Annotated in this window: 24 protein-coding genes and 1 tRNA gene; 5 read left to right on the top strand and 20 right to left on the bottom strand. The window is 67.6% G+C overall.

Annotated features, from left to right (window positions below; translation table 11 throughout):
- Window positions 1-9: 9 nt before the first annotated feature.
- Window positions 10-762, bottom strand: coding sequence for an EI24 domain-containing protein (locus tag EJL01_RS01050; RefSeq protein ID WP_125105876.1), 753 nt, complete (start codon window positions 760-762; stop codon window positions 10-12).
- Between the two features lies 1 nt (window position 763).
- Window positions 764-3,391, bottom strand: a complete 2,628-nt coding sequence (gene polA / locus EJL01_RS01045; protein ID WP_125107341.1) for a DNA polymerase I — start codon at window positions 3,389-3,391, stop codon at window positions 764-766.
- 60 nt (window positions 3,392-3,451) lie between these two features.
- On the opposite strand from polA, the gene EJL01_RS01040 reads away from it, so the two are divergent.
- Window positions 3,452-3,922 (top strand): PaaI family thioesterase, encoded by a 471-nt coding sequence (locus tag EJL01_RS01040; protein WP_125105875.1) that lies wholly within the window; start codon window positions 3,452-3,454, stop codon window positions 3,920-3,922.
- Between the two features lie 3 nt (window positions 3,923-3,925).
- Here EJL01_RS01040 and EJL01_RS01035 read toward each other — a convergent pair whose 3' ends face one another.
- Window positions 3,926-4,531 (bottom strand): ANTAR domain-containing response regulator, encoded by a 606-nt coding sequence (locus EJL01_RS01035; protein WP_125105874.1) that lies wholly within the window; start codon window positions 4,529-4,531, stop codon window positions 3,926-3,928.
- Window positions 4,532-4,567: 36 nt separating this feature from the next.
- Here EJL01_RS01035 and EJL01_RS01030 point away from each other — a divergent pair.
- Window positions 4,568-4,650, top strand: a tRNA-Leu gene (locus EJL01_RS01030).
- A 2-nt stretch (window positions 4,651-4,652) separates the two neighbouring features.
- On the opposite strand, the gene EJL01_RS01025 is transcribed toward EJL01_RS01030, so the two are convergent.
- Window positions 4,653-5,432: an iron ABC transporter ATP-binding protein gene (locus EJL01_RS01025; protein ID WP_125105873.1), complete on the bottom strand. Its 780-nt coding sequence runs from the start codon at window positions 5,430-5,432 to the stop codon at window positions 4,653-4,655.
- A gap of 159 nt (window positions 5,433-5,591) precedes the next feature.
- On the opposite strand from EJL01_RS01025, the gene EJL01_RS01020 reads away from it, so the two are divergent.
- Genes EJL01_RS01020 through EJL01_RS01010 form a run of 3 tightly spaced genes read left to right on the top strand, consistent with a single transcriptional unit; the run spans window position 5,592 to window position 8,635 of the window.
- The gene (locus EJL01_RS01020) at window positions 5,592-6,587 is read left to right on the top strand and encodes a siderophore ABC transporter substrate-binding protein (protein ID WP_125105872.1); all 996 of its coding nucleotides are present in this window, start codon (window positions 5,592-5,594) and stop codon (window positions 6,585-6,587) included.
- Between the two features lie 16 nt (window positions 6,588-6,603).
- Window positions 6,604-7,602, top strand: a complete 999-nt coding sequence (locus EJL01_RS01015; protein ID WP_125105871.1) for an ABC transporter permease — start codon at window positions 6,604-6,606, stop codon at window positions 7,600-7,602.
- Window positions 7,595-8,635, top strand: coding sequence for an iron chelate uptake ABC transporter family permease subunit (locus EJL01_RS01010; RefSeq protein WP_125105870.1), 1,041 nt, complete (start codon window positions 7,595-7,597; stop codon window positions 8,633-8,635). Before EJL01_RS01015 ends, EJL01_RS01010 begins: the two co-directional genes overlap by 8 nt.
- A gap of 82 nt (window positions 8,636-8,717) precedes the next feature.
- Here EJL01_RS01010 and pyk read toward each other — a convergent pair whose 3' ends face one another.
- Genes pyk through metK form a run of 16 tightly spaced genes read right to left on the bottom strand, consistent with a single transcriptional unit; the run spans window position 8,718 to window position 23,344 of the window.
- The gene (gene pyk / locus EJL01_RS01005) at window positions 8,718-10,181 is read right to left on the bottom strand and encodes a pyruvate kinase (RefSeq protein ID WP_125105869.1); all 1,464 of its coding nucleotides are present in this window, start codon (window positions 10,179-10,181) and stop codon (window positions 8,718-8,720) included.
- Between the two features lie 34 nt (window positions 10,182-10,215).
- Complete coding sequence (gene lgt / locus EJL01_RS01000) at window positions 10,216-11,187, bottom strand: prolipoprotein diacylglyceryl transferase (RefSeq protein ID WP_125105868.1); 972 nt, start codon at window positions 11,185-11,187, stop codon at window positions 10,216-10,218.
- On the bottom strand, window positions 11,187-11,972 hold the full coding sequence (trpA, locus tag EJL01_RS00995; protein WP_125105867.1) for a tryptophan synthase subunit alpha: 786 nt from the start codon (window positions 11,970-11,972) through the stop codon (window positions 11,187-11,189). The genes lgt and trpA overlap by 1 nt, the downstream gene beginning before the upstream one ends.
- On the bottom strand, window positions 11,969-13,192 hold the full coding sequence (trpB, locus tag EJL01_RS00990; RefSeq protein WP_125105866.1) for a tryptophan synthase subunit beta: 1,224 nt from the start codon (window positions 13,190-13,192) through the stop codon (window positions 11,969-11,971). Before trpB ends, trpA begins: the two co-directional genes overlap by 4 nt.
- 1 nt (window position 13,193) lies before the next feature.
- Window positions 13,194-13,967 carry an indole-3-glycerol phosphate synthase TrpC gene (gene trpC / locus EJL01_RS00985; protein WP_125107340.1) on the bottom strand — a complete coding sequence of 258 codons (774 nt, stop codon included), beginning with the start codon at window positions 13,965-13,967 and terminating at the stop codon, window positions 13,194-13,196.
- 6 nt (window positions 13,968-13,973) lie between these two features.
- Window positions 13,974-14,204, bottom strand: coding sequence for an HGxxPAAW family protein (locus EJL01_RS00980; protein ID WP_125105865.1), 231 nt, complete (start codon window positions 14,202-14,204; stop codon window positions 13,974-13,976).
- Window positions 14,205-14,238: 34 nt separating this feature from the next.
- Window positions 14,239-14,844 carry a Trp biosynthesis-associated membrane protein gene (locus EJL01_RS00975; protein ID WP_125105864.1) on the bottom strand — a complete coding sequence of 202 codons (606 nt, stop codon included), beginning with the start codon at window positions 14,842-14,844 and terminating at the stop codon, window positions 14,239-14,241.
- 20 nt (window positions 14,845-14,864) lie between these two features.
- Entirely contained in the window at window positions 14,865-15,236 is a 372-nt protein-coding gene (gene hisI, locus EJL01_RS00970; protein ID WP_125105863.1) for a phosphoribosyl-AMP cyclohydrolase, read from the bottom strand.
- On the bottom strand, window positions 15,229-16,014 hold the full coding sequence (hisF, locus tag EJL01_RS00965; protein ID WP_125105862.1) for an imidazole glycerol phosphate synthase subunit HisF: 786 nt from the start codon (window positions 16,012-16,014) through the stop codon (window positions 15,229-15,231). The genes hisI and hisF overlap by 8 nt, the downstream gene beginning before the upstream one ends.
- Window positions 16,015-16,016: 2 nt before the next feature.
- On the bottom strand, window positions 16,017-16,856 hold the full coding sequence (gene hisG, locus EJL01_RS00960; protein ID WP_125105861.1) for an ATP phosphoribosyltransferase: 840 nt from the start codon (window positions 16,854-16,856) through the stop codon (window positions 16,017-16,019).
- A gap of 13 nt (window positions 16,857-16,869) precedes the next feature.
- Window positions 16,870-17,133, bottom strand: coding sequence for a phosphoribosyl-ATP diphosphatase (locus EJL01_RS00955; RefSeq protein ID WP_125105860.1), 264 nt, complete (start codon window positions 17,131-17,133; stop codon window positions 16,870-16,872).
- Between the two features lie 9 nt (window positions 17,134-17,142).
- Window positions 17,143-17,826 (bottom strand): ribulose-phosphate 3-epimerase, encoded by a 684-nt coding sequence (rpe, locus tag EJL01_RS00950; protein WP_125105859.1) that lies wholly within the window; start codon window positions 17,824-17,826, stop codon window positions 17,143-17,145.
- Window positions 17,819-19,219 (bottom strand): transcription antitermination factor NusB, encoded by a 1,401-nt coding sequence (locus tag EJL01_RS00945; protein WP_125105858.1) that lies wholly within the window; start codon window positions 19,217-19,219, stop codon window positions 17,819-17,821. The genes rpe and EJL01_RS00945 overlap by 8 nt, the downstream gene beginning before the upstream one ends.
- On the bottom strand, window positions 19,216-20,136 hold the full coding sequence (gene fmt, locus EJL01_RS00940) for a methionyl-tRNA formyltransferase (RefSeq protein WP_125105857.1): 921 nt from the start codon (window positions 20,134-20,136) through the stop codon (window positions 19,216-19,218). Before fmt ends, EJL01_RS00945 begins: the two co-directional genes overlap by 4 nt.
- Window positions 20,137-20,162: 26 nt before the next feature.
- Window positions 20,163-22,145 (bottom strand): primosomal protein N' family DNA-binding protein, encoded by a 1,983-nt coding sequence (locus EJL01_RS00935; protein ID WP_125105856.1) that lies wholly within the window; start codon window positions 22,143-22,145, stop codon window positions 20,163-20,165.
- Window positions 22,142-23,344, bottom strand: a complete 1,203-nt coding sequence (gene metK / locus EJL01_RS00930; RefSeq protein WP_125105855.1) for a methionine adenosyltransferase — start codon at window positions 23,342-23,344, stop codon at window positions 22,142-22,144. The genes EJL01_RS00935 and metK overlap by 4 nt, the downstream gene beginning before the upstream one ends.
- Between the last annotated feature and the right edge of the window lie 3 nt (window positions 23,345-23,347).

Raw genomic sequence — 23,347 nt, 5'->3', positions numbered from 1 at the left:
GCCGCTACCCTACCGACGCGGCTCCGTGGGCTCGCCGTGGAGTTCGCGCAGCAGCAGTGTGCCGCCGACCGCTGCCGCGGGTGTGCCGACGACGGCGCCGAGCGGAATGAGAAACGAAAGGTACACCGCGACGCCGAAGCCGAGCGACTTGGCGCGGTTCGAGGAGAGCAGTTGCTGCCGCACGGTCAGCGGGATGCCGCGGGCCTCCCCTGGCGTGCCCGTAAGATCGACGGCGAACGCGCGCCCGGCAAAGTACGCACCGAGCAGCCAGCCGATGAGCGAGCCCACGAGCGGCAGCAGGCCGCAGACGAACACGATCACTGCGGCGAACAGGCCCATGCCGAACAGTCGCACCCCGTCGCCGATGCCCCGGCGTACCGAGGGCCAGAACCCTTCGTTGATGGGGTCGACGCCGCCGAGCTCGCGGTCGACGCGCTCCTGGATGTTGTCGATGAACGGCGCCGCGATCGTCAGCGTGACCGCGGCAAAGGTGAACACCATGGCCGCGAAGCCACCCACCAGGAACGCACCCGCGACGGCGACCCGGATGATCGTCTGCCATGGCTCGGCCCACGACTCGGCGAAGGGTGTGAGCCGCACCGCGAAGTCGTCGACGCTGCTGAACAGCCATACGAGCGCGATGCCGTAGAGCACCGTCGTAATGAGGGCGGGCACCGCGCCGATGGCCAAGAGCTTCGGGCGCCGGGCCCAAAACCCGACGCCCCGGAAGAAGAGGCCGATACCACTCGCGAACTCCCCCACGCTAGTGGCCCGCGGTCTCCCAGTTGGCGCCGCGACCGACCGAAACGTCGAGCGGCACGCTCAGCGTCGCGGCGCTCGCCATCTCCTCGCGCGCGATGGCCTCGAGGGCGGTCTCTTCGCCGTGAGCCACCTCGAACACGAGCTCATCGTGCACCTGCAGCAGCAGGCGCGACTCGAGTTGTTCAGCCCGCATCCGAGCATCCACGCGGAGCATCGCGAGCTTGATGATGTCGGCCGCAGACCCCTGAATTGGCGCGTTGAGCGCCGCCCGCTCGGCGTTTTGCCGCGCGAGCCGGTTCGTCGAATTCAGGTCGGGGAACGGCCGGCGGCGCCCGAAGATCGTTTCGGTGTACCCGGTGCTGCGCGCCTGCTCGACCGATTCGCGCAGGTAATCGCGCACCTTGCCGAAGCGCTCGAAGTAGCCGTTCATCAGTTCGCGGGCCTCGGCCACCTCGATGCCGAGCTGTTTCGAGAGCCCGAACGCGCTCAGGCCATAGACGAGGCCGTACGACATCGCCTTCACCTTGCTGCGCATCGTCGGGGTCACCTCGCTCGGGTCCACACCGAACACCTGCGAGCCGACGAAACGGTGCGTGTCCTCGCCCGAGTTGAACGCGGCGATGAGCGCGTCGTCGCCCGAGAGGTGCGCCATGATGCGCATCTCGATCTGCGAGTAGTCGGCAGTGAGGAGGCCCTCAAAGCGCTCGTCGCAAGTGAAGGCGCCCCGGATGCGCTGGCCCTCGGCCGAGCGAATCGGAATGTTCTGCAGGTTCGGGTCGGTCGACGCGAGCCGCCCGGTGGACGAGCCCGTCTGCAGGTAGGTGGTGTGGATGCGCGTGTCGTCGCCGACCGCGCGGATGAGCGCGTCGATGATCTGCTTGAGCTTCGTGGCGTCGCGGTGGTGCCGAAGCGCGCCGAGGAACGGATGCGGTGCCTTCGCCTCGAGTTCCTCGAGCGACTGTGCGTCAGTCGAGTAGCCGGTCTTGGTGCGACGGGTCTTCGGCATGTCGAGCTTCTCGAACAGCACGGTCTGCAGTTGCTTCGGCGAGCCAAGGTTGATCTCCTCGCCGTCGATCGCCGCGAAGGCCTCCTGCGCGTATTGCGCGACCTTCTCGCCCTGTTCCGACGAGAGCTGCTCGAGCAGTGGCACGTCGATGTGGATACCCGTGTACTCCATATTCGCGAGCACGAGTTCGAGTGGCGACTCGATGTCGGTGAACACCGGGGCGGTGGGCTCGGGCAGCCGTGCCTGAGCGGCGAGACCCCCGCGGAGCGCGTACCAGGCCTCCGCCGCGAAGCCGGTGCCCTGCTCATCCTCAACCTCGAGAAGCTGGTTCGGGTCGGTCTCGGGCATCGACTCGCCGAGGTACTGCTGCACGAGCTCCGACAGTCGCTTCGGCGGGCTAAGCGGGTTCACGAGGAACGCGGCGAGCTGTCCGTCGAGAATCGGTCCGCCGAGCGTGACACCGGCGGCGCGGGCATGCTTCAGGGTCGGCTTCGCGTCGAACATCCACTTTGCTGCGTCACTCTCGAGCCACGCGACGAGTGGCTCATTCGCCGCCACGTCGTTCACCGACACGGCAGACTGCTCGGTCGCCAGCGCCGCATCGATCTGACCCGACTCACCGATGCGCAGGACCAGCCCGAGCGGCTGGTCCTGCGCATCCCTCAGCCAGGTCGTGAGTTCGTCGCCCGCGAGCTGCTCGCGCACCTCGACGTCGTCGAGCGCACCGTCATCGTCACTCGTCGCAACCGCGCCGTCGCGTTCGGACGCGAGCTTGAGCACGCGGTCCTGCAGCGTGCGGAACTGAAGGCGGGTGAAGACCTCGCGCACCGCATCCACGTCAATTGGGTGAATGTCAAGATCGTCCGGCTTCAAGTCGAGCTCGACGTCGCGCAGCAGCTGGTTGAGCTTGCGGTTGCGGATCGCGTTCTCGCGGTGCTCGCGGAACGACTCGCCGACCTTGCCGGTGAGCTCGTCCTCGTGCTCGAGGATTCCTTCGAGCGAGCCGAACTGATTAATCCACTTCGCCGCCGTCTTTGGCCCGACCTTGGGCACACCAGGCAGGTTGTCGGCCTTCTCTCCGACCATCGCCGCGAGGTCTGAGTACTGGTGCGGCAGCACACCGTACTTCTCGAACACCTTCTCGGGCGTGTAGCGCGTGAGCTTCGAGACGCCCTGCACCGACGGGTAGAGCAGCGTTGTCTGCTCGTTGACGAGCTGGATCGCGTCGCGGTCGCCCGACACGACGAGCACGTCGAATTGCTGTTCCTCGCCCTGGTGCGACAGCGTGGCGAGGAGGTCGTCGGCCTCGAAGTCGTCCTTCTCTAGCCAGTCAATGCCCATCGCCGTAAGGGCCTCCTTGAGCAGGCCGATCTGGCCACGGAACTCTGGCGGCGTCTCGTCGCGGCCGCCTTTGTAATCCTCGTATTCGCGGTTGCGGAACGACTTCGAGCCTGCGTCAAATGCGACGGCGATGTGGCTCGGATTGTGGTCACGCAGCAGCGAGAGCAGCATCGAGATGAAGCCGTGGACGGCATTCGTGTGCTGGCCCTCGGAATTGACGAAACTCTCGACCGGCAGCGCGAAGAACGCGCGGAATGCGAGCGAGTGGCCGTCGATGACCATGAGCGTAGGCTTTGGCTGAGTTGCAGTCACGCAACCAGCCTACGTCGACGAGAGATTGCGATGCCCGAGTCTCAGCCATCTGTGCACCTGGCCCCGGTGCCCGAGCCCGTCATCAACGGCCTCGAGATTCCCGACCAGTTGGCCGTGACGGGCGGACTGGGCGTCGGCGCGCTCGGCGCGGCCATGGGGATGCTCATGGTGCAGCTTTCGCCCGAGCACTCGATTGCGGTCATGCCGGTGGCGCCGAACACGCAGCCATTCGGACTGCTCCACGGCGGCGCCAACTGCGTGCTCGGCGAAAGCCTCGGCTCGGTTGCCGCCTCGCTGCATGCCGGCGAGGGCCGCTACGCGGTGGGCATCGACATCAACGCGACACACACGGGCTCGGCCACATCGGGTTGGGTGACCGGCGAGTGCCGCGCGATTCACCTCGGCGGCAGCATGACCGTGCACGAGGTCGTGATCACCGACGCGAACGGGCGCCGGTGCTCGACGGTGCGCATCACCAACATGCTGCGCACCCGTCGTTAGCGGCTACTTCTTCTTCGGCGCGAGCTGCTCGACGACCGCCTGCGCGACTTCCTGCATAGTGAGGCGACGGTTCATCGACGCCTTCTGAATCCAACGGAACGCCTCGGGCTCGCTCAGGCCCATCTTGTCGGTGAGGAGGCCCTTCGCGCGGTCAACGAGCTTGCGAGTCTCGAAACGCTCCGCGAGGTCGGCCACCTCACGCTCGAGGGCGACGATCTGCTGGTGACGCGCAAGGACGATCTCGATGGCCGGCAGGAGGTCGTTCTGGTTGAACGGCTTGACGACGTAGGCGAGCGCACCGGCCTCGGTGGCGCGTTCCACGAGCTCCTTCTGGCTGAAGGCCGTCAGCAGCACGACGGGTGCGACGTTGTCCTCCGAGAGCTGCTCCGCAGCAGAGATGCCGTCAAGCTTCGGCATCTTCACGTCCATCACGACGAGGTCGGGGCGGAGTTCCTTGGCCAGCGCTACCGCGGTCTCACCGTCGCCGGCCTCACCGACAACGTCAAAACCGTTGTCGCGAAGCGTTTCAACGATGTCGAGGCGGATGAGCGATTCGTCTTCAGCGACGACTACTCGGCGGGGTGCGGAAGCGGTTGTGTTCTCAGTCACATTGCCAGATTACGCTACTGTGGTCGAGGCAAGCAGGCCGGCTTGGCGGAACGGTAGACGCGGCGCACTCAAAATGCGCTGTCCGAGAGGGCGTGGGGGTTCGAGTCCCCCAGCCGGCACACTAGGAAGTGACCGTTTCGGACGCCCAGTAATAGGTCGCCAGCTTGTGTCGCCCGATCTCGTGGATCGGAATGTGCATGTCATAGATCTGGCTCAGAATGCCCGAGTTCATGATGAGATCAGGCGAGCCCTGCGCGATCACCTGACCGTCGCGCATACCAACGATGTTGTCGGAATACACCGAGGCGAAGTTGATGTCGTGAATCACGATGACGATCGTCTTGCCGAGCTCGCTGGCGATGCGGCTCAGGTGCTGCATCATGTTTACACTGTGCCGCATGTCGAGGTTGTTCAGCGGTTCGTCGAGCAACACGTAGTCGGTGTCCTGGCAGATCACCATCGCGACATAGGCGCGTTGCCGCTGGCCACCCGAGAGCTCGTCAATGAAGCGGCCCTGCAAATCCGCGAGCCCGAGAAATTCGAGCGCGGCGTCGATGTGCCGCTCGTCCTCGGCGGTGAGGCGACCTTGCGAGTGCGGGAAGCGACCGAACGCGACCAACTCACGCACCGTGAGCCGCACCACGAGGTGATTCTCCTGGCGCAGGATGGCGAGTCTCTTCGCGAGCACGGAGGATTTTGTCGCGCTGACGTCGAGCCCGTCGACCGTGACGATGCCGCTCTCGAGCGGCTCGATTCGACTCATGAGCCCGAGCAGCGTCGACTTGCCAGCACCGTTCGGTCCGATGATCGAGGTGATGCCACCCGCGGGAATCGTGAGAGAAACGTCGTCGACGACTACGTGGTCGCCATATCGCTTCGCGACGGAATCCAGGGTGATCACGCAGGGGCCTCCGGGGGTGTTGCAACGAGTAAACATGGCGAGCTGTCACCCAACTCACAAGTTGAGCACAACAAGCCTTTAGGTTAGCCTAACCTCTGGACCAGCTCCCGCGGGGCCTCCCCCTGCCTCGCGCCATCGATACGAAAGAAGCTCGTACCCATGCGAACCCCTCGACTGCGGTTGCTCGGCGTCGTTAGCGCGATTGCCGCATCCCTCACCCTCGCCGCTTGCAGCACAGGCGCCGCCGACACCGACGCGACCTCGGCCGCGGGCGCCGAAGGCACTATCACCGTTGAAGACAACAACGGCACGCAGACGGTCAAGATGCCCGCGCAGTCGATCGTCTCCCTCGACAACCGCACGTTCGAGACGCTGCAGTCCTGGGGCGTCGAACTCGCCGCGGCTCCCCTCGACCTCATGCCCGAGACCATCGACTACAAGACCGACGAGTCGATCGTGAACATCGGCAACCACCGCGAACCGAACCTCGAGGCAATTGCCGCCGTCGAGCCCGAGCTCGTGATCATGGGCCAGCGCTTCACCGACTACGAGGACGAGATCGCTGAGCTCGTGCCCGACGCAACGATCATCAACCTTGAGCCCCGCGAGGGCGAGGACTTCGCCGAAGAGCTCAAGCGCCAGACCACCGTGCTCGGCGAGCTGTTCGGCATGCAGGACGAGGCCACCGCGCTGAACAACGAGTTCGACGCCGCCTACGACCGCGTCGCCGAGGCGGCTCCGGCCGACGCGACCTTCATGGCGGTCAACACCTCGGGCGGCCAGATCGGCTACCTCGCGCCGCACGTCGGCCGCACCCTCGGCGTGCTGTTCGATTGGTTCGACTTCACCCCGGCGCTGGTCGTCGAGGGCGCGAGCGACGACCACGAGGGCGACGAGGTCTCGGTCGAGGCAATCGCCGAGTCGAACCCCGACTGGATTCTCGTGATGGACCGTGACGCTGCCGTCGCGGCGGACGAAGAAGGCTACCAGCCCGGTGCCGACCTCATCGCCGAATCCGAGGCCCTGCAGCAGGTGCCCGCGGTGCAGAAGGACCAGATCGTTGTGATGCCTGCTGACACCTACACCAACGAGGGCATCCAGACGTACACCGAGTACCTGAACCAGCTCGCCGACGCGTTCGACGCCGCGTCGTAAGGCCAACTCACCCTTCATGACCAACCCCAGCTCAACCTCGACGGTCGCGGCCGCTCCAGTTCGCCGCGACCGTCTTGACTGGAAGCTGTATCTGGCGACACTCGCTGTGGTCGCCCTCCTTGGCGCCTCACTGTTCATCGGTGTGTACACCCTGGATGGCCACGGCGAGGGGTCGCCAGACATGTTTTGGATCACCCGCGTGCCACGCACCCTCGCGCTCGTGCTCGCGGGCGCGGCGATGGCGATCTGCGGGCTCGTGATGCAGCTACTCACGCAAAACCGCTTCGTTGAGCCCACCACCACCGGCACCACCGAATGGGCCGGCCTCGGACTCCTTGCCGTGATGATCTTCTTCCCGACCGCGAGCCTGCTTGGTCGCATGGTCGGCGCGATCATCGCCGCCTTCATCGGCACGACGATCTTCTTCGCGTTTCTGCGTCGGGTTTCGCTGCGCTCTTCGCTCATCGTTCCGATCGTCGGCATCATGCTCGGCGCGGTGGTGAGCTCGGTCTCGACCTTCTTCGCGCTGCAGACGAACATGCTGCAGCAGCTCGGCATCTGGTTCGCCGGCAGCTTCGCGCCGATTCTGCGCGGCCAGTACGAGGTGCTCTGGATCGTCGCGATCGTGCTCGTGGCGGTATTTGTGCTTGCGGACCGTCTGACGGTGGCCGGGCTCGGCGAGGAGATCGCGACGAACGTCGGACTGAACTACAACCGGATGATGCTCATCGGCACCTCGCTCGTCGCGGTCGCGACGGGCGTCGTCACGGTCGTCGTCGGCAACTTGCCGTTCCTCGGGCTGATCGTGCCGAACATCGTCTCGATGTTCCGCGGCGACAATCTGCGCAGCAACTTGCCGTGGGTGTTCCTGCTCGGTATCGCGACCGTCACGGTCTGCGACATCGTGAGCCGCACGATCATCATGCCGTTCGAGGTGCCGGTCTCGCTCATCCTCGGTGTGCTCGGCTCGATTGCATTCGTGCTCCTATTGCTGCGAAAGCGACGTTATGGCTAGCACCACCGCATCCCCCACGCTGCCCCGCCAGCGCAGCGGCTCGGTTGCCTTCCAGAACGACCGAGCGCGCCGACGCTACTGGCTTACCCTCGGCGTCTGCGTCACGCTTGCCGTGCTGTTCGCGATCGGCCTTCTGACCTACAACATCCCCGTCGCGTTCGGCTCCGACCCCTTCTGGGTGATCGCCCGTCGCCGCGCGAGCAGCGTGCTGGTCATGCTCATCATCGCGGTGTGCCACGCGACCGCGACCGTCGCGTTCCAGACGATCACGACGAACCGCATCATTACGCCCGGCATCATGGGATTCGAGTCGCTCTACGTCGCGATCCAGACGGGCGTGATGTTCTTCCTCGGCTCGACCGGGCTCACTGCGTTCTCGGGCATCGGCCAGTTCCTCGCGCAAATCGCCGTCATGGTGGCCCTCGCGGCGCTCCTATACGGCTGGCTGCTCTCGGGCCGGTTCGCAAACCTCCAGATCATGCTGCTCGTGGGCATCGTGATCGGAACGGGCCTCGGCAGCGTCTCGAGCTTCATGCAGCGCATGCTGAGCCCGAGCGAGTTCGACCTGCTCACCGCTCGCCTCTTTGGCTCGGTGAACAACGCGCGCGAGGAGTATCTGCCGGTCGCGATTCCCATCGTCATCGTCGTCGCGGCGCTGCTCTACCTGCGCTCGCGCCGGCTCAACGTCATGGCGCTCGGCAAGGACATCGCCACCGGCCTGGGCCTCAACCACACCCGTGAACTCATGACGACGCTGACCCTCGTGACGCTGCTCATGGCGGTGTCGACGGCGCTGGTTGGCCCGATGACCTTCCTCGGCTTCCTCGTCGCTACGCTCGCGTACCAGTTCGCGAACACCTCGGATCACCGCTTCGTGTTCCCGCTTGCGATCACCTTCGCCTTCCTCGTGCTCACGAGCGCCTACTTCATCATGAACCACGTGTTCTATGCGCAGGGCGTCGTGTCGATTCTCATCGAGTTCGTGGGTGGCACGGTGTTCCTCTGGACCATCCTGCGCCGCCGCGTGCTCTAACTGCTCGAACTGCTCGCCCGCGTACGAAGAGGGCTGCCACGATCAGTTCGATCGTGGCAGCCCTGTTCGTACGCGCGAGCCGCTAGCCCTTGCGGGAGTGGCGCCCCTCGTAGGCCGGCGCCACCGCGTCGAGGGCGTCGCCTACGCGGTGCACGCGCAGGTCGTTCGTCGAGCCGGGAACTCCCGGAGGGGAACCGGCAATGACGATGACTTTGTCACCGCGCTGCGCCTTGCCGGTTGAGATGAGGTACTCATCGACTTGGAGGAACAGCTCATCGGTGTGCTTCTTGCGCTCGACGATGATGCCGTCGACGCCCCAGTTGAGGTTCATGCGGCGACGAATCGCCGCGCTCGGAGTGAAGCCGAGCATCGGGATCTGCGGGCGCAGCCGCGACAGGCGGCGCACCGAGTCGCCTGACTCGGTGAAGACGCAGTAGTACTTCGCGCCGAGGAACTCACCGACCTCCGTCGCGGCGAGGGTGATGACGCCGCCCTGGGTGAAGGGTTGGGTGCCGAGCGGCGGAATCATGCTCAGCCCGTGCTCCTCAGTCGACTCGATGATGCGCGCCATCGTCTCGACCGTGATGATCGGGTACTCGCCGACGCTCGTCTCGCCCGAGAGCATGAGCGCATCGGCGCCATCGAGCACCGCGTTCGCGCAGTCCGAGGCCTCGGCACGGGTCGGGCGCGGGCTCGAAATCATCGATTCGAGCATCTGCGTCGCCACGATCACCGGCTTCGCTCGCCGGCGTGCGAGCTCGATCGCACGCTTCTGCACGATCGGCACCTGTTCGAGGGGAAGCTCGACGCCGAGATCGCCTCGGGCCACCATGATGCCGTCGAAGGCATCGACAATGTCGGCGAGGTGGTCGACCGCCTGGGGCTTCTCAACCTTCGCGATAACGGGCAGGCGAACGCCCTCCTCGTCCATAATCTCGTGCACCCGAGTGATGTCCTCGGGGCCACGCACGAACGAGAGCGCGATGATGTCGGCGCCGATGCGCAGACCCCAGCGGAGGTCGTCTTCGTCTTTCTCGCTCAGCGCCGGCACGTTGACCGCAACGCCGGGCAGGTTGATGCCTTTGTTGTTCGAGACGGGGCCGCCAACCTCGACGACCGCCGTGACGGTCGTGTCGGTCACCTCGGTCGCGCGCAGCGCGACGCGTCCGTCATCGATGAGAATTGGGTCGCCGGGGCGCACGTCGCCGGTGAGCCCTTTGAAGGTGGTGCTGACGATCTGCTGGTTGCCGACAATGTCGTCAACCGTGATCTTGAAGGTGTCTCCCTTGTCGAGCTGGTACGGGCCGGCCTCGAACTTGCCAAGGCGGATCTTCGGGCCCTGCAGGTCGACGAGCACCGCCGCCGGCAGGCCGAGTTCTTCGGATGCGTCGCGCACGTAACCGTAATTGGTTGTGTGCACCTCGTGGTCGCCGTGGCTGAGGTTAAATCGCGTCACGTTGACGCCGGCCGTCAGCAGGCTTCGGATGCCCTCCGGTGAGGACACCGCGGGGCCGAGCGTCGCGACAATTTTCGCGCGTCGTGTCATGTTGACCTCTTCGTAGTTCGCGAGAACGAGTCGATTACTTCGACTCGTCGGAGCCATTCTTGTCGGTAGTGGTTACAGCTTCGTTGACGCCGGCCGTGACCGCCGCGGGAGATTTCTCGCGCGCGGGCGTCTCGGCCTCGGCTTCCGCCTCGTCGCTCCAGACATGGTCATCGGCGTAGATGGACCTCTCGTCGGTGCGGTATCGCCGCGTCTGCACGATGAAGAGCACGACGCCGATCAGTGCGAGCACGAGCGCGCCGAACACGTTCGAACGCAGGCCGAGGATGACCTCGGAGTAGTCGACGCGGATCGACTCGATCATCATGCGACCCACGCCGTACCAGATGAAGTAGATCGCGACCGTCTTGCCCCAGCGCATCCGAAACATCCGCTCGAGCACAAGGATCACACCGATGCCGACGAGATTCCAGAGCATTTCGTAGAGGAAAGTCGGGTGGAACAGCGTGCCGGCGGGCAGCCCCTCGGGGATCGCGGCGTTCGGCTGCGGAATCTCGAGGCCCCAGGGCAGGTCGGTCGGCCAGCCGAACAGCTCGTGGTTGAACCAGTTGCCGATGCGCCCGATGGCCTGCGCCGCGAGCAGCGCCGGGGCCACCGCATCCGCGAAGCTGAGGAAGCGGATGCCGCGCATGCGGCAGACGATGTATGCGCCGATCGCGCCGCCGATGAGGCCGCCGATGATCGCGTTGCCGCCCTCCCAGATGGCGAACACGCGCCACCAGTCGGCGCCCTCGTAGAAGTAGTCGGCCGGGTGCGTCGCCACGTGGTAGAGCCGCGCGCCGAGCAGGCCGAGGATCACCGCGGGCACCGCAATGTCGATGATGATCCACGGCTCGCCGCCGCGCGCGGTCAGACGCCGGTTCGTCCACCACACGGCGAAGACGATGCCGAGCACGATGACGAGGGCGTAGACGTGCAGCGTCAAGGGGCCGATCGAGAAGGCCGCCCACTCGGCGGGCGGCGATGGAATCGAGGTCAGCGCGGGCACTAGCGCTCCGTTCCCTGTGCGAGTGAGCGGGCGGTGTCGGTGAGCGAGTCGAAGCCCTCGCCGAGCGAGCGCACGAGCGCCGAGCCGACGATCGCGCCCTCGGCGTAGTCGAGCACGTCGCGAACCTGCTCGCCGGTCGAGATGCCGATGCCAACGCAGGCCCGCTCGCAGCCGGCCGCGTGGAGCCGGTCGGCGAGCACGCGCGCCGCATTGTCGACGTCGGCGCGGGCACCGGTGATGCCCATCGTTGAGACGGTGTAGACGAAGCCGCGCGACGAGGCGATGATCCTCTCGAGGCGCTCGTCGCTTGACGCCGGTGCCGCGAGGAACACGCGGTCGAGGTCGTGCGTGGTGGCCGCCGCGAGCCACTCGTCGGCCTCGTCGGGGATCAGGTCGGGCGTAATCGCGCCCGCGCCGCCCGCCGAGGCGAGGTCGGCCGCGAACGCCTCAATGCCGTGCTGCAGCATGAGGTTGATGTAGCTCATCACCAGGATGGGCGTGTCGACCTCAGCGCGCACTCGCTCGATGGCCCGGAACAGATCGCTCACCCGGAAGCCCGAGGCAAGCGCCTGCTGGCAGGCAGCCTGGATCACGGGGCCGTCCATCACCGGGTCGGAGTAGGGAACGCCGAACTCGATCACGTCGGCGCCAGCGCGCGACAGGGCGATGGCCGCGTCGACGGAGGCGTCAAGGTCGGGGAATCCTGCCGGGAGGTAGCCGATGAAGGCACCGCGGCGTTCCGCGCGGGCCGCGTCAATCGCGCGTTCGACCTGCGACGTGCTCACTTGTCGCCCCCGATCACGCGGCTCGCGTCGCTGAGCTCGAAGTAGTTCATTGCCGTCTCCATGTCTTTATCGCCGCGGCCCGAGAGCGACACGATGATCGTTGCCGACGGGCCAAGCTGCTGCCCGATCTTGATCGCGCCGGCGAGCGCGTGCGCCGACTCGATCGCCGGAATGATGCCCTCGGTGCGCGAGAGCAGGCGCATGGCCTCCATCGCCTCGGTGTCGGTCGCGCCCGAGTAGCTCACGCGGCCCGCTCTGGCGAGCCACGAGTGCGCGGGACCGACGCCCGGGTAGTCGAGGCCGGCGGAAATCGAGTGCGATTCGATCGTCTGTCCGTCCTCGTCCTGCATGAGCAGCGTCTTGGCGCCGTGCAGCACACCGGTGCGGCCGGTGCCAATCGTCGCCGCGGTGCGCGGGGTGTCCTCGCCTTCCCCCGCCGCCTCGATACCGTGCAGCGAGACGGTCTCGTCGTCGAGGAAGGCCTCGAACATGCCGATCGCGTTCGAGCCGCCGCCGACGCAGGCAACCACGGCATCCGGCAGTGCGCCGGTGAGGTCGAGGCACTGCTGACGTGCCTCGACGCTGATGACCTGCTGCGTGTCGCGCACGAGGGCCGGGAATGGGTGGGGCCCGGCCGCGGTGCCGAAAATGTAGTTCGTCGTCTCGACGTTTGCGACCCAGTCGCGGAACGCCTCGTTGATGGCGTCCTTCAGCGTCTGCGAGCCCGAGGCCACGGCAATCACCTCGGCGCCGAGCAGGCGCATGCGTGCGACGTTGAGGGCCTGGCGCTCGGTGTCGACCTTGCCCATGTAGATGGTGCAGTCGAGGCCGAATAGCGCGGCCGCGGTCGCGGTCGCGACGCCGTGCTGGCCCGCGCCGGTCTCGGCGATAATGCGCGTCTTGCCGAGGCGCTTGGTCAGCAGCGCCTGGCCGAGCACGTTGTTGATCTTGTGCGAGCCGGTGTGGTTGAGGTCCTCGCGCTTGAGCAGGATGCGCGCCCCGCCCGCCGACTTCGCGAAGGTCGGCGCCTCGGTGAGCAGCGAGGGCCGCCCAGCATAGTCACGCAGGAGGCGCTGGAACTCGCCCCAGAACTCCGGGTCATTCTTGCCGGCCGTCCACTCGCGGTCGAGCTCGTCGAGCGCGGCGATGAGGCTTTCGGGGACGAAGCGTCCACCGAACTCGCCGAAGTATGGTCCCTGCGCGTTCCGGTACTGAGTCACGTTATGCCTGTAGGTATTCCTTGATGGTGGTTTCTGGATCGTCGCCCGTCACGAGCGCTTCGCCGATGAGCACGGCGTCGGCGCCAGCGTCGCGGTAGGCGCGCACGTGTTCCGGGCGCAGCACCGCCGACTCGGCAACCTTGATGACGCCCTCGGGATAGCTCGGGGCAAGCTCGCCGAAGAGCTCGGGATGCATCTCGAACGTCTGGAGGTCGCGCGCGTTCACGCCGAGCACCTTGGCGCCCGCGTCGAGCGCGCGGTTGAACTCCTCGCGGGTGTGCGCCTCAATGAGTGCCGTCATGCCGAGGTCTTCGGCAAACGACTTGAGTCGCGTCAGGGTCGCCTGGTCGAGGCTCGCCACGATGAGCAGGATGAGGTCGGCCCCGGCCGCGCGGGCCTCGAGCAGTTGGTACTCCTCACCGATGAACTCCTTGCGGAGCACCGGGATGTCGACGGCCGCGCGCACGGCGCGGAGGTCGTCGAGCGAGCCGAGAAACTTGCGCTCCTCGGTGAGCACGCTGATGGCCGCGGCTCCCCCGCGCTCGTAGCGACGAGCGAGGTCGGCCGGATCGGGGATGCCTGCCAGGGCGCCGCGCGAGGGGCTCGCGCGCTTCACCTCGGCGATGATATTGACGGTGTCGCGCGGAGACAGCGCAGCAACCGCGTCGAGCGCGGGCGACTGGGCGAGCGCAAGACGCTCGACCTCAGCAGTTGGCACTTCGGCGCGACGGCGCGCGGCGTCCTCGAGCGACCCCGCAAGAAGGTCGTCGAGCATCATGGCTTAGTGGTGTTCCTTGGGCCCGAGGCCAGCCGCCTGCATGATGACCCAGGCAAGCGCACCGATCGGGATCAGCGCAACGCCGATCCAGAGAATGATGTCGATGTTGAGGAAGAGACCGACGGTTCCGATCAAGAACCCGAGGCAGATCAGCGTGAAGCCCGTCCAGCCCGCAACCGAGTTGCCTTCGTCTTCGACGTGGTACTTCGAGAAAACGACGTCCTCGTTCGACATCCCATGACTCCTTGTGTCGCTGCCAGATACCTGATCAGTCTACCTGGCGAGTGGGCGATTCTTCGTCGGTCGGGTCATCGCCCGCCGAGAGCGCGTCCCACTGGCTCACGCGCGTGTCGCCGACGGCCTCATCGGCCTCCTGTTCGCTGCTCGCATCCCGATCGAATCGACGGCCGCCGCTCGCCCAGCTGCGCGAGGTGATCGCCGCGAACGCGCCGGAGAGCGCCACCCCGACGCCGCCGATCGCGGCGATGAGTGGCCACGCGGTGCCGCTCACCTCTCCGGTCGCGATGACCTGACGAATCGCGTTTTCGCCGCCGATCGCGGTCGCCTCACCGACCGGGGCGAGGAGGCCGGCGGCGGGATCGCCATAGGCGAGGCTCGCGGTGACCGCGATGCCCGCGCCGAGCAGGACGAGCAGGATCGCCAGGATGAGCCGCCAACTGCGCTGCGCCATCGCCATCGCGGCGGTGCCCGCGAGTGCCGCGAGCGAGAGCGCCATGACGGGCAGCGAGGCATCGCTGCCCGAGGCCGTGATGTCGGCCGAGGTGCCCTCAACGTCGAGGACGAGGTGCGCCCACGGTTGCGTCCACGCGATCATCGCGAGCGCGGCGAACACGACCGGGCCAAGGAGGCTCAATCGTTTGCTCAGGCGGGGGCTCACGAGAAATGCACCGCGTTCGGGTCGGAGTCCCAGCAGGTGCGCGTGCCAAGGTGGCACGCGGCGCCCTCCTGGTGCACGCGCAGCAGCACGGTGTCGGCGTCGCAGTCGACCGCGAACGATTTCACGACCTGCGTGTGGCCCGAGGTATCACCCTTGCGCCAGAGTTCGTCGCGCGAGCGCGACCAGTAGACGGCCAGACGCTCGGTGAGCGTGCGTCGGATCGACTCGGCGCTCATCCACGCCATCATGAGCACCTCGCCGGTGTCCCACTGCTGCGCGATCGCCGGGACGAGGCCGTTCTCAGCGAACTGCACCTGGGCGATGATCTGTTCGATCTGCTCGGTCGTGAGGTCGGGCTGCTCAGACATCGCGCACCACCGCACCCGAGTCGCGCAGGGACCGCTTGACCTCGGGGATCGTGATCTCGCCGTAGTGGAAGACGCTTGCCGCGAGCACCGCATCGGCGCCGGCAGCGACCGCGGGCGCGAAGTCGTCGACCCTGCCCGCACCGCCCGAGGCGATGACGGGCACGGTCGCGAGCTCGCGCATCCGCTCGATCAGCTCAAGATCGAAGCCCGCCTTCGTGCCGTCGGCGTCCATCGAGTTGACGAGGAGTTCGCCGGCGCCGCGCTCGCTGGCCTCGCGCGCCCAACCGAGCGCGTCGATGCCGGTGTCGGTGCGGCCTCCGTGGGTCGTAACGACGAACCCCGACTCGGTCGAGTCGCTGCGGCGAATATCGAGCGAGAGCACGAGCACCTGCGCCCCGAACTTCGCCGCGATCTCGTCGATCAGGCTCGGCCGCGCGATCGCCGCCGAGTTCACGCCGACCTTGTCGGCGCCCGACGCGAGCAGCTGCGTGACATTCTCGACGCTGCGCACCCCGCCGCCAACGGTGAGGGGAATAAAGATGTTCTCGGCCGTGCGGGTGACGAGGTCAAACGTGGTAGCCCGGTTCTCGTTCGTCGCGGTGACGTCGAGGAAGGTAATCTCGTCGGCGCCCTGTTGCGCGTACGCGATCGCGAGTTCGACGGGGTCGCCGGCGTCGCGGAGGTTGAGGAAATTGACGCCCTTGACGACGCGGCCGTCGGCCACATCGAGGCACGGGATGACCCGAACCGCGAGCGAGTCGGTGGTGGAGCTCGTCATGGTTACATCCGTGCGGCCTGGAGCGCGGTCACGAGGATCGCGCGGGCGCCGACGTCGGAGAGCTGGTCCATCACCTGGTTGAGCTCGCGGTTCGGCACGAGCGAGCGCACGGCAAACCACGTCTCGTCGTGCAGCGGCGAGACGGTCGGCGACTGGAAGCCCGGCGTGATCGCCATGGCGGCCTGTAGCTTCTCGGCGGGGATGTCGTAGTCCATGATCGAGTAGCGTCGCGCGACGAGCACACCTTCGAGGCGCTTGATCAGCGTGCGCGTGTGCTCGACCTTGGCTGGCGTCGAGATGAGCACTGCGGTCGACTCAAGAATGACGGGGCCGAAGATCTCGAGCCCGGCCTGGCGCAGCGTCGTGCCGGTCGAGACGACGTCGGCGACCGCGTCGGCGACGCCGAGCTGAATCGACGATTCGACGGCGCCGTCGAGCTTCACGAGTTCGGCGTCAACTCCGTGCTTAGCGAAGTAGGCGCCGAGCAGGCCGACGAAGCTGGTGGCGACCCGTTTGCCGTTGAGGTCGGCGAGCTCCGAGAACTCGCCGGGCTTCGCGGCAAAGCGGAAGGTCGAGCCACCAAAGTCAAGCGCGCGAATTTCGCTCGCCTTCGATTCGGAGTCGAGCAGCAGGTCGCGGCCGGTGATGCCGGCGTCGAGCACGCCCTCGCCGACATAGGTCGCGATGTCGCGCGGGCGAATATAGAAGAACTCGACCTCGTTGACGGGGTCGAACGCGACAAGTTCGCGGTCGCCGCGGCGGCCACGGTAGCCCGCCTCGATGAGCATCTCGTTGGCGGTCGCCGCGAGCATGCCCTTGTTGGGCACAGCAATGCGAAGCATGTGTGGGGGTCTCCTAGAGGTGCTGGTAAATGTCTTCGAGCGAGTAACCCTTGGCGAGCATCATCACCTGCAGGTGGTAGATGAGCTGGGACATCTCTGCCTGGCACTCGGCGTCGGATTCGTATTCGGCTGCCATCCACGTCTCGGCAGCCTCTTCGACGAGCTTCTTGCCGATGAAATGGACCCCGCGATCCAGCTCCGCGACCGTACCCGAACCCTCGGGGCGCGTGGCGGCTTTTTCGCTCAATTCGGCAAACAGATCTTCAAAGCTCTTCACGGCTCCACCCTAGTGGGTTGCGGTGTCAGCAGCGTGCACGTGCGCGCTCGCGAGCTCGCGCAGGCGGGCGATTTCGTCCGCCGGCTCGCCTCGGAATACTGCCGAGCCCGCCACGAACGTGTCTGCTCCGGCCGCGGCGGCAATCTCGATGGTGTCGGCCGAGATGCCGCCGTCGACCTGCAACCAGAGTTCGGCGTCGTGCGCGCGGGCCCACTCGCGCGCCTGCCGAAGCTTCGGCATCGTCTCGGCCATGAACGACTGCCCGCCGAAGCCCGGCTCCACCGTCATGATCAGCAGCTGGTCGAAGTGCTCGAGCAGCTCCTCGATCTGAGCGAGCGGTGTGCCGGGTCGCAGCGCCACCCCCACCCGTGCGCCGCGATCGCGGATCGCGCGGGCAAGGGTCACGGGCGCGGTCGCGGCCTCGAGGTGGAATGTCACCGAGAAGACGCCGAGCTCGGCAAACTGCGGCGCCCAGCGGTCTGGATCTTCGATCATGAGATGGAGGTCGAGCGGAATCGGCGAGATCTGCTGCAGGCGCTCCACCATCGGTTGGCCGAACGTGAGGTTCGGCACGAAATGGTTGTCCATGATGTCGACGTGGGCCGCATCGGCAGTGCGGATGCGGTCGAGCTCGCCAGCGAAGTTCGCGAAGTCGGCGGCGAGGATCGACGGGTTAATGCGGACGTCAGCCACGAGGGGGCTCCTCTTCGTTCGGGGTGCGCAGCAGCGCGAGGAACATCGCGTCGGTGCCGTGGCGATGTGGCCACAGTTGCACCGCGGTGCCGGTGCCAACGCGGATCTCGGCAAGGTCGAGATCGGGCGCGAGCTCACCGCAAATCGCTCGAGTGTCGAGGGGAGATGCGGCGCCAGCGGCGACGGCGCGTTCGACCACCTCCGTCGTCTCTGCCGGATGCGGTGAGCAGGTCACGTACGCGACGAGCCCTCCCGGCGCGGTCGCCCGCAGCGCCGCGTCGAGCAGTTCGCGCTGCAGCACCACGAGTTCGCGAACATCCTGCTCGGACTTGCGCCAGCGCGCCTCGGGCCGACGCCGCAGAGCGCCGAGGCCCGTGCACGGTGCGTCGACGAGGATGCGGTCGAAGCGGCCGGCTCGCTCGGCAAATTCACGACCGTCGAGTTCGGTCACCTCGAATTCCCCGAGCGGCTCGAGCGCCTGTCGCACGAGACCGGCGCGCGAGGGTGTCACCTCGTTCGCCGTGAACTCGGCGCCGGCGACGAGGGTCTCCGCCGCGACGAGCGCCGACTTACCGCCGGGCCCGGCGCAAAGATCGAGGAGTCGCTCCCCCGGCCGCAGCGCTTCGGCTCGGGTCAGCGCGAGCGCGACGAGCTGCGAGCCGGCGTCCTGCACTCGCGCCCGGTGCGCTTGCACGGCCTCGAGCTTGGCGGGGTCACCCGACTCGAGTTCGAGCGCGGTCGGTGCCGCGGGCTGCGCTCGGAGTCGTGCGGACTCGCTCGCGAGCTCATCCCTGCCGGCTCGACCGGGAAGGGCAGCCAGTTGCACGTGCGGCGCCACGTTGTCGGCCTCGAGCAGCGCGACGAGTTCCCCAGCGCGGTCCTCCCGTTTGAGCGCCGCCGCAAACGCGTCGACGATCCAACGCGGGTGCGCGTGCGTGATCGCGAGCCGCTCCCGCGCATCCGAAACCTTCGTCTCGATTTGCGCGAGCCATTCGCCGCGGTCTCGGCGCGCGATGCCCCGCAAAATCGCGTTGACGAAGCCCGCGGGCCCACGGCCCGCCCGCCGTCGCACGATGTTCACGGTCTCATTGACGGCGGCGTGGGCCGCGACGCGGGTGTCAAGCAACTGGTGTGCGCCGAGCCGGAGCGAGGCAAGCGCGACGGCGTCAATCTTGCGTAGCGGCCGGCCCGAGACCTCGGCGATGATCCAGTCGTAGAAGCCGAGCGCGCGCAGCGTGCCGTGCGTCAGCTGGGTCGCAAACGCGGCATCGGTGCCGTGGAGATCGGCCGATTCGAGCCGCTTCGGCAGCAGCAGGTTGGCGTAGGCATCGTCCTCGATCACCGCGATGAGCACGTCAAGCGCGACCTCGCGCGGGGTCCGCGAGCGGCTCATCCGAGGCGCACCGCGGCGCCGCGCTGGCCCCGCCACCAATCGGCGGCCGACATCGGCTTCTTGCCGGCGGGCTGCACCTCGAGCAGTTCGTAGCTGCCCTCGCCGGTCGCCACCAAGATGCGGCCCTCGCGCTCGCTCACGTCGCCGGGCGAGCCGGCCGCGTGCGTGGTCTCGGCCACGGCGCCGCGCAGCAGTTTGAACCGCTGACCGTCGCGCTCGCTGGCGGCGCCCGGCTCGGGCGTCACGCCCCGCACGAGCGCGTCGATTTCGGCCGCGCTGCCGTGCCAGTCGACAAGCCCGTCGCGCACCGTGAGCTTGGCCGCGGTGGTCGCGTGCCCGGTCTGGGGCGTCGCCTCGGCGGTCCCTGCCTCGATCTCGGCGACCGTCGTCACGACGTCGGGCGCGCCGAGCTCGGCGAGCCGCTCGAGGAGCTCGCCGGCGGTTTCGTGCGTGCCGATATCAACCGATCGGTTCACGAAGGTCGGCCCCGTGTCGAGGCCCGCCTCGAGCTGGAACACCGCGATACCGCTCGCCGCGTCGCCGGCCATGATCGCCCGCTGCACGGGCGCGGCACCGCGCCAGCGAGGCAGCTGCGAAAAGTGCAGATTGATCCACCCGTGGCGGGGCGTGTCGAGCAGCGGGCTGCGCAGAATGCCGCCGTAGGCCACGACCACACCGAGGTCGAAGCCACGGTCCAGCAGCTCGGCGGTGGCCTCGTCGGTCACCCGGTTCGCGCGTACCACGTGCAGCCCGAGTTCCTCGGCCCGCGCGGCGACCGGCGACGGCGTGAGCACGCGCTTGCGGCCGACGGGCGCATCCTCGCGCGTCAGCACCGCGACGACGTCGTGCCCGGCGGCGACGAGCGCCTCGAGCGTCGGCACCGCGGCCTGCGGTGTTCCGGCAAATGCGATTCGCATGGATCCTCCTGAAACGATGCTACTGACTAGAACACGTCGGGTGCGTCGAGCTGAACGCGCAGCGTCGATGACGGCGTTCCCCGCCCGCCCGCGCGACGTCGACTCGCCGATGCCTGGGCAATGAGCTCGGACTTCAACGCGGCCGCGACCGTGACACCGTCGCGATAGCTGAAGCGAATCACGGCCCGCGCCCGGTCGTGCTGTTCGGGGTCTGGCACCGGACCGAGCACCTGCACTTCGACCGCGTCGAGGTCGGTGAGTCGCCGCACCGCGGTGTCGACCTCGAGTTCGTTACCGGTGATCACCCCGACCCGCACAGCGGGCGGGAAGTGGAGTTCGCGCCGCTCGGCCAGCTCGGCACTCGCCCACTTGGTCTGCTGCCAATCGCGCAGGGCGATGAGCGGAGGCGACGGCTGCCCCGCGAGAATCACGGCGCCGTCGTCGGCGACGAGGGCCGCCGCGTTCGACCAGGCGCGCATCGCCGCCTCCGTAGCGCCGAGCGACTCGCGCGCGAGGGCGCCCTCGACGTCAAGCAGCAGCACCGCCCGATAGCCACCCTCGGGCACCGGCTCGGCGCCGCGGGTGGCCACGACGAGCTGCGGCGTCGCGTCGACGGCGACGAGGCGCTCCTCGCCATCGGCCAGCACGATGCGCGCGCCAGGAAACGCACGGCCGAGCTCCTCGGCCGTGCGCTGGTGGCCGATGCCGCCGGAGCGCAGCTTCGCCTCGCCGCACTCGCGGCACGTCCAATCGGCATGTGGCCGACCGCAGACGGCGCACGAGGGCACGCCGCCAGGGCCGTGCTGCTGTAGCCGACCGCCGCAGAATGAGCACGAGGCCGGCGTGCGGCAGCTCGCGCACGCGAGATACGGGCGATATCCGGCCCGCCCGACTTGCACGAGCACCGGGCCACGGTCGAGTCCCTCGCGCGCGGCGCGCCAGGCCGACGAGGGGATGCGCGCCTCGCGCTGCGCCGACTCGTCACCGAGCGTCGCGGCAGCCGGGATGACCTTCGGCCGCTGGGGCCGCAGCGGCCGGACTTCGTGCAGCCAGCCGGTCGAGAGCAGCCGCGCCGCCTCGAGCGAGGGCGCATGGCCCGCAAGAATCACGGCGCAGTTCTGCTGTTGCGCACGCATGAGCGCCACCTCGCGCGCGTGTGCGTACGGCGCGTGCGGCTCGCGGAACGATTCATCATCGTCGTCCCACATGAGGATGCCGCCGAGCCGATGCGCGGGCGCGTAGACCGCCGCCCGGGTGCCAACCACGAGCTGGGGTACCGGCTCAAGCGCCCGCAGAAATTGTTCGTAGCGCGGCATCGGCTTGAGTCGTGAGTCGAAGCGGCGCACCGACGCCGTCGGCAGCACCTCCTCGGCCGCAGCGATCGCGAGATCGAGGTCGCGGTAGTCCGGCACGAGCACGATGGCCGAACGGCTCATCGCGACAAGTTCGGCGGCCATCTCGACGAGCGTGCGCAGCGCGCGCGGAGTAGCGCCAGCGACCCCGACGGGGACGCGCAGCGACCACCGCACCGGCGTGTCGCCGCGCAGCGCGTCAAGGAGTTCGGGGCCGTAGCTGGCTTCGAGCGAGGTGTGCGAGCTAAGCACCGGTGCGGCTGCGGCGGCGCGGCCGGCTCGCTCCCCCGTTTCGTCGTCGAGCCAGCGACCCTCGAGCCGCGCCGAGCGGGCCGGGATCGCGAGGCGCAGCACGTCGGACATCGTGCCGGCCTGGCGATCGGCCACGGCCCGCGCAAGGCGGGCGAGCTCGGGCGGCAGCACCCGCGCCCCCGATACGAGCTGCTCGACCTTCGCGAGTCGTCCCGTGTACTCGGGGTCGTCGGTCAACTCGACGACGTAGCCGCCCACGACGCGACCGCCACTGCGCAGCGGCACCTTGACGCGCATCCCCTCGCGGAGTTGACCACGCAACTCGACCGGAATCTCATACTCAAAGACCCGGTCGAGCTGTGGCAGCGGCGACTCGAGTACGACTCGAGCGACGGCGTGGGTCATTCGAGGCCGGCGGCCTCGCGCAGCGCCTCGGCTCGGTCGGTGTGCTCCCACGTAAACTCGGGCAAATCGCGACCGAAGTGACCGTAAGCGGCCGTCTTCGAGTAGATCGGGCGGTGCAGCTCGAGGTCACGGATGATCGCGGCGGGGCGGAGGTCGAACACCTGGCGCACGGCCGCGAGGATCGTCTCGTTCGAGACCTTTTCGGTGCCGAAGGTCTCGCAGTACAGGCCCACCGGCTCGGCCGTGCCGATGGCGTAGGCGACCTGGAGCTCGGCGCGGTCGGCGAGGCCCGCCGCGACGATGTTCTTCGCGACCCAGCGCATGGCGTACGCGGCAGAGCGGTCGACCTTCGATGGGTCCTTGCCACTGAACGCGCCACCACCGTGGCGGGCCATGCCGCCGTAGGTGTCGACGATGATCTTGCGACCTGTGAGGCCCGCGTCGGCCGCGGGGCCACCGAGCACGAAGTTGCCGGCCGGGTTAATGAGGATGCGCAGGCCCGACGTATCGAGTTCGCTCACTCGGGCGAGTACGGGCGTGACGACCTCGCGCACGACGTCGTTCTTGAGCTGCTCGAGGGTGACGTCGGCGTCGTGCTGGGTCGAAATGACGATCGTCTCGACGCTGCGGGGCTGGTGTTCGTCGTCATAGCCGATGGTCACCTGCGTCTTGCCGTCGGGACGAAGGTGGCCGAGCACGCCGTTCTTGCGCACCTCGGTGAGGCGCTCGGCGAGGCGGTGCGCAAGCCAAATCGGCAGCGGGAGCATGTCGGGCGTCTCGTTGCTGGCGTAGCCGAACATGATGCCCTGGTCGCCTGCGCCGAGCTTCGAGATCTCGTCGTCGCTTGACCCCTCGCGATGCTCGAGCGACTGCTCGACGCCGCTCGAGATCTCGAGCGACTGCTCGCCGATCGACACCGAGACGCCGCAGAGGTTGCCGTCGAAGCCGTAGTCGCTCGAGGTGAAGCCGATTTCGGTGATGGTCTTGCGCACGATGCCCGCGATGTCCGCGTAGCCCGAGGTGCGCACCTCGCCCGCTACGTGCACCTGGCCGGTTGTCACCAGGGTCTCGACGGCGACGCGCGCCGAGGGGTCTTGGGCGAGGAGGTTGTCGAGGATGCGATCGGAGATCTGGTCGCAGATCTTGTCGGGGTGCCCCTCGGTGACCGATTCGGAGGTGAAGAGTCGGAGATTTGACATGAT

The organism is Gulosibacter massiliensis (assembly GCF_900626105.1).
Classification (GTDB): Bacteria; Actinomycetota; Actinomycetes; order Actinomycetales; family Microbacteriaceae; genus Gulosibacter; species Gulosibacter sediminis.
This window is presented reverse-complemented; position numbering and strand designations above follow the sequence as displayed.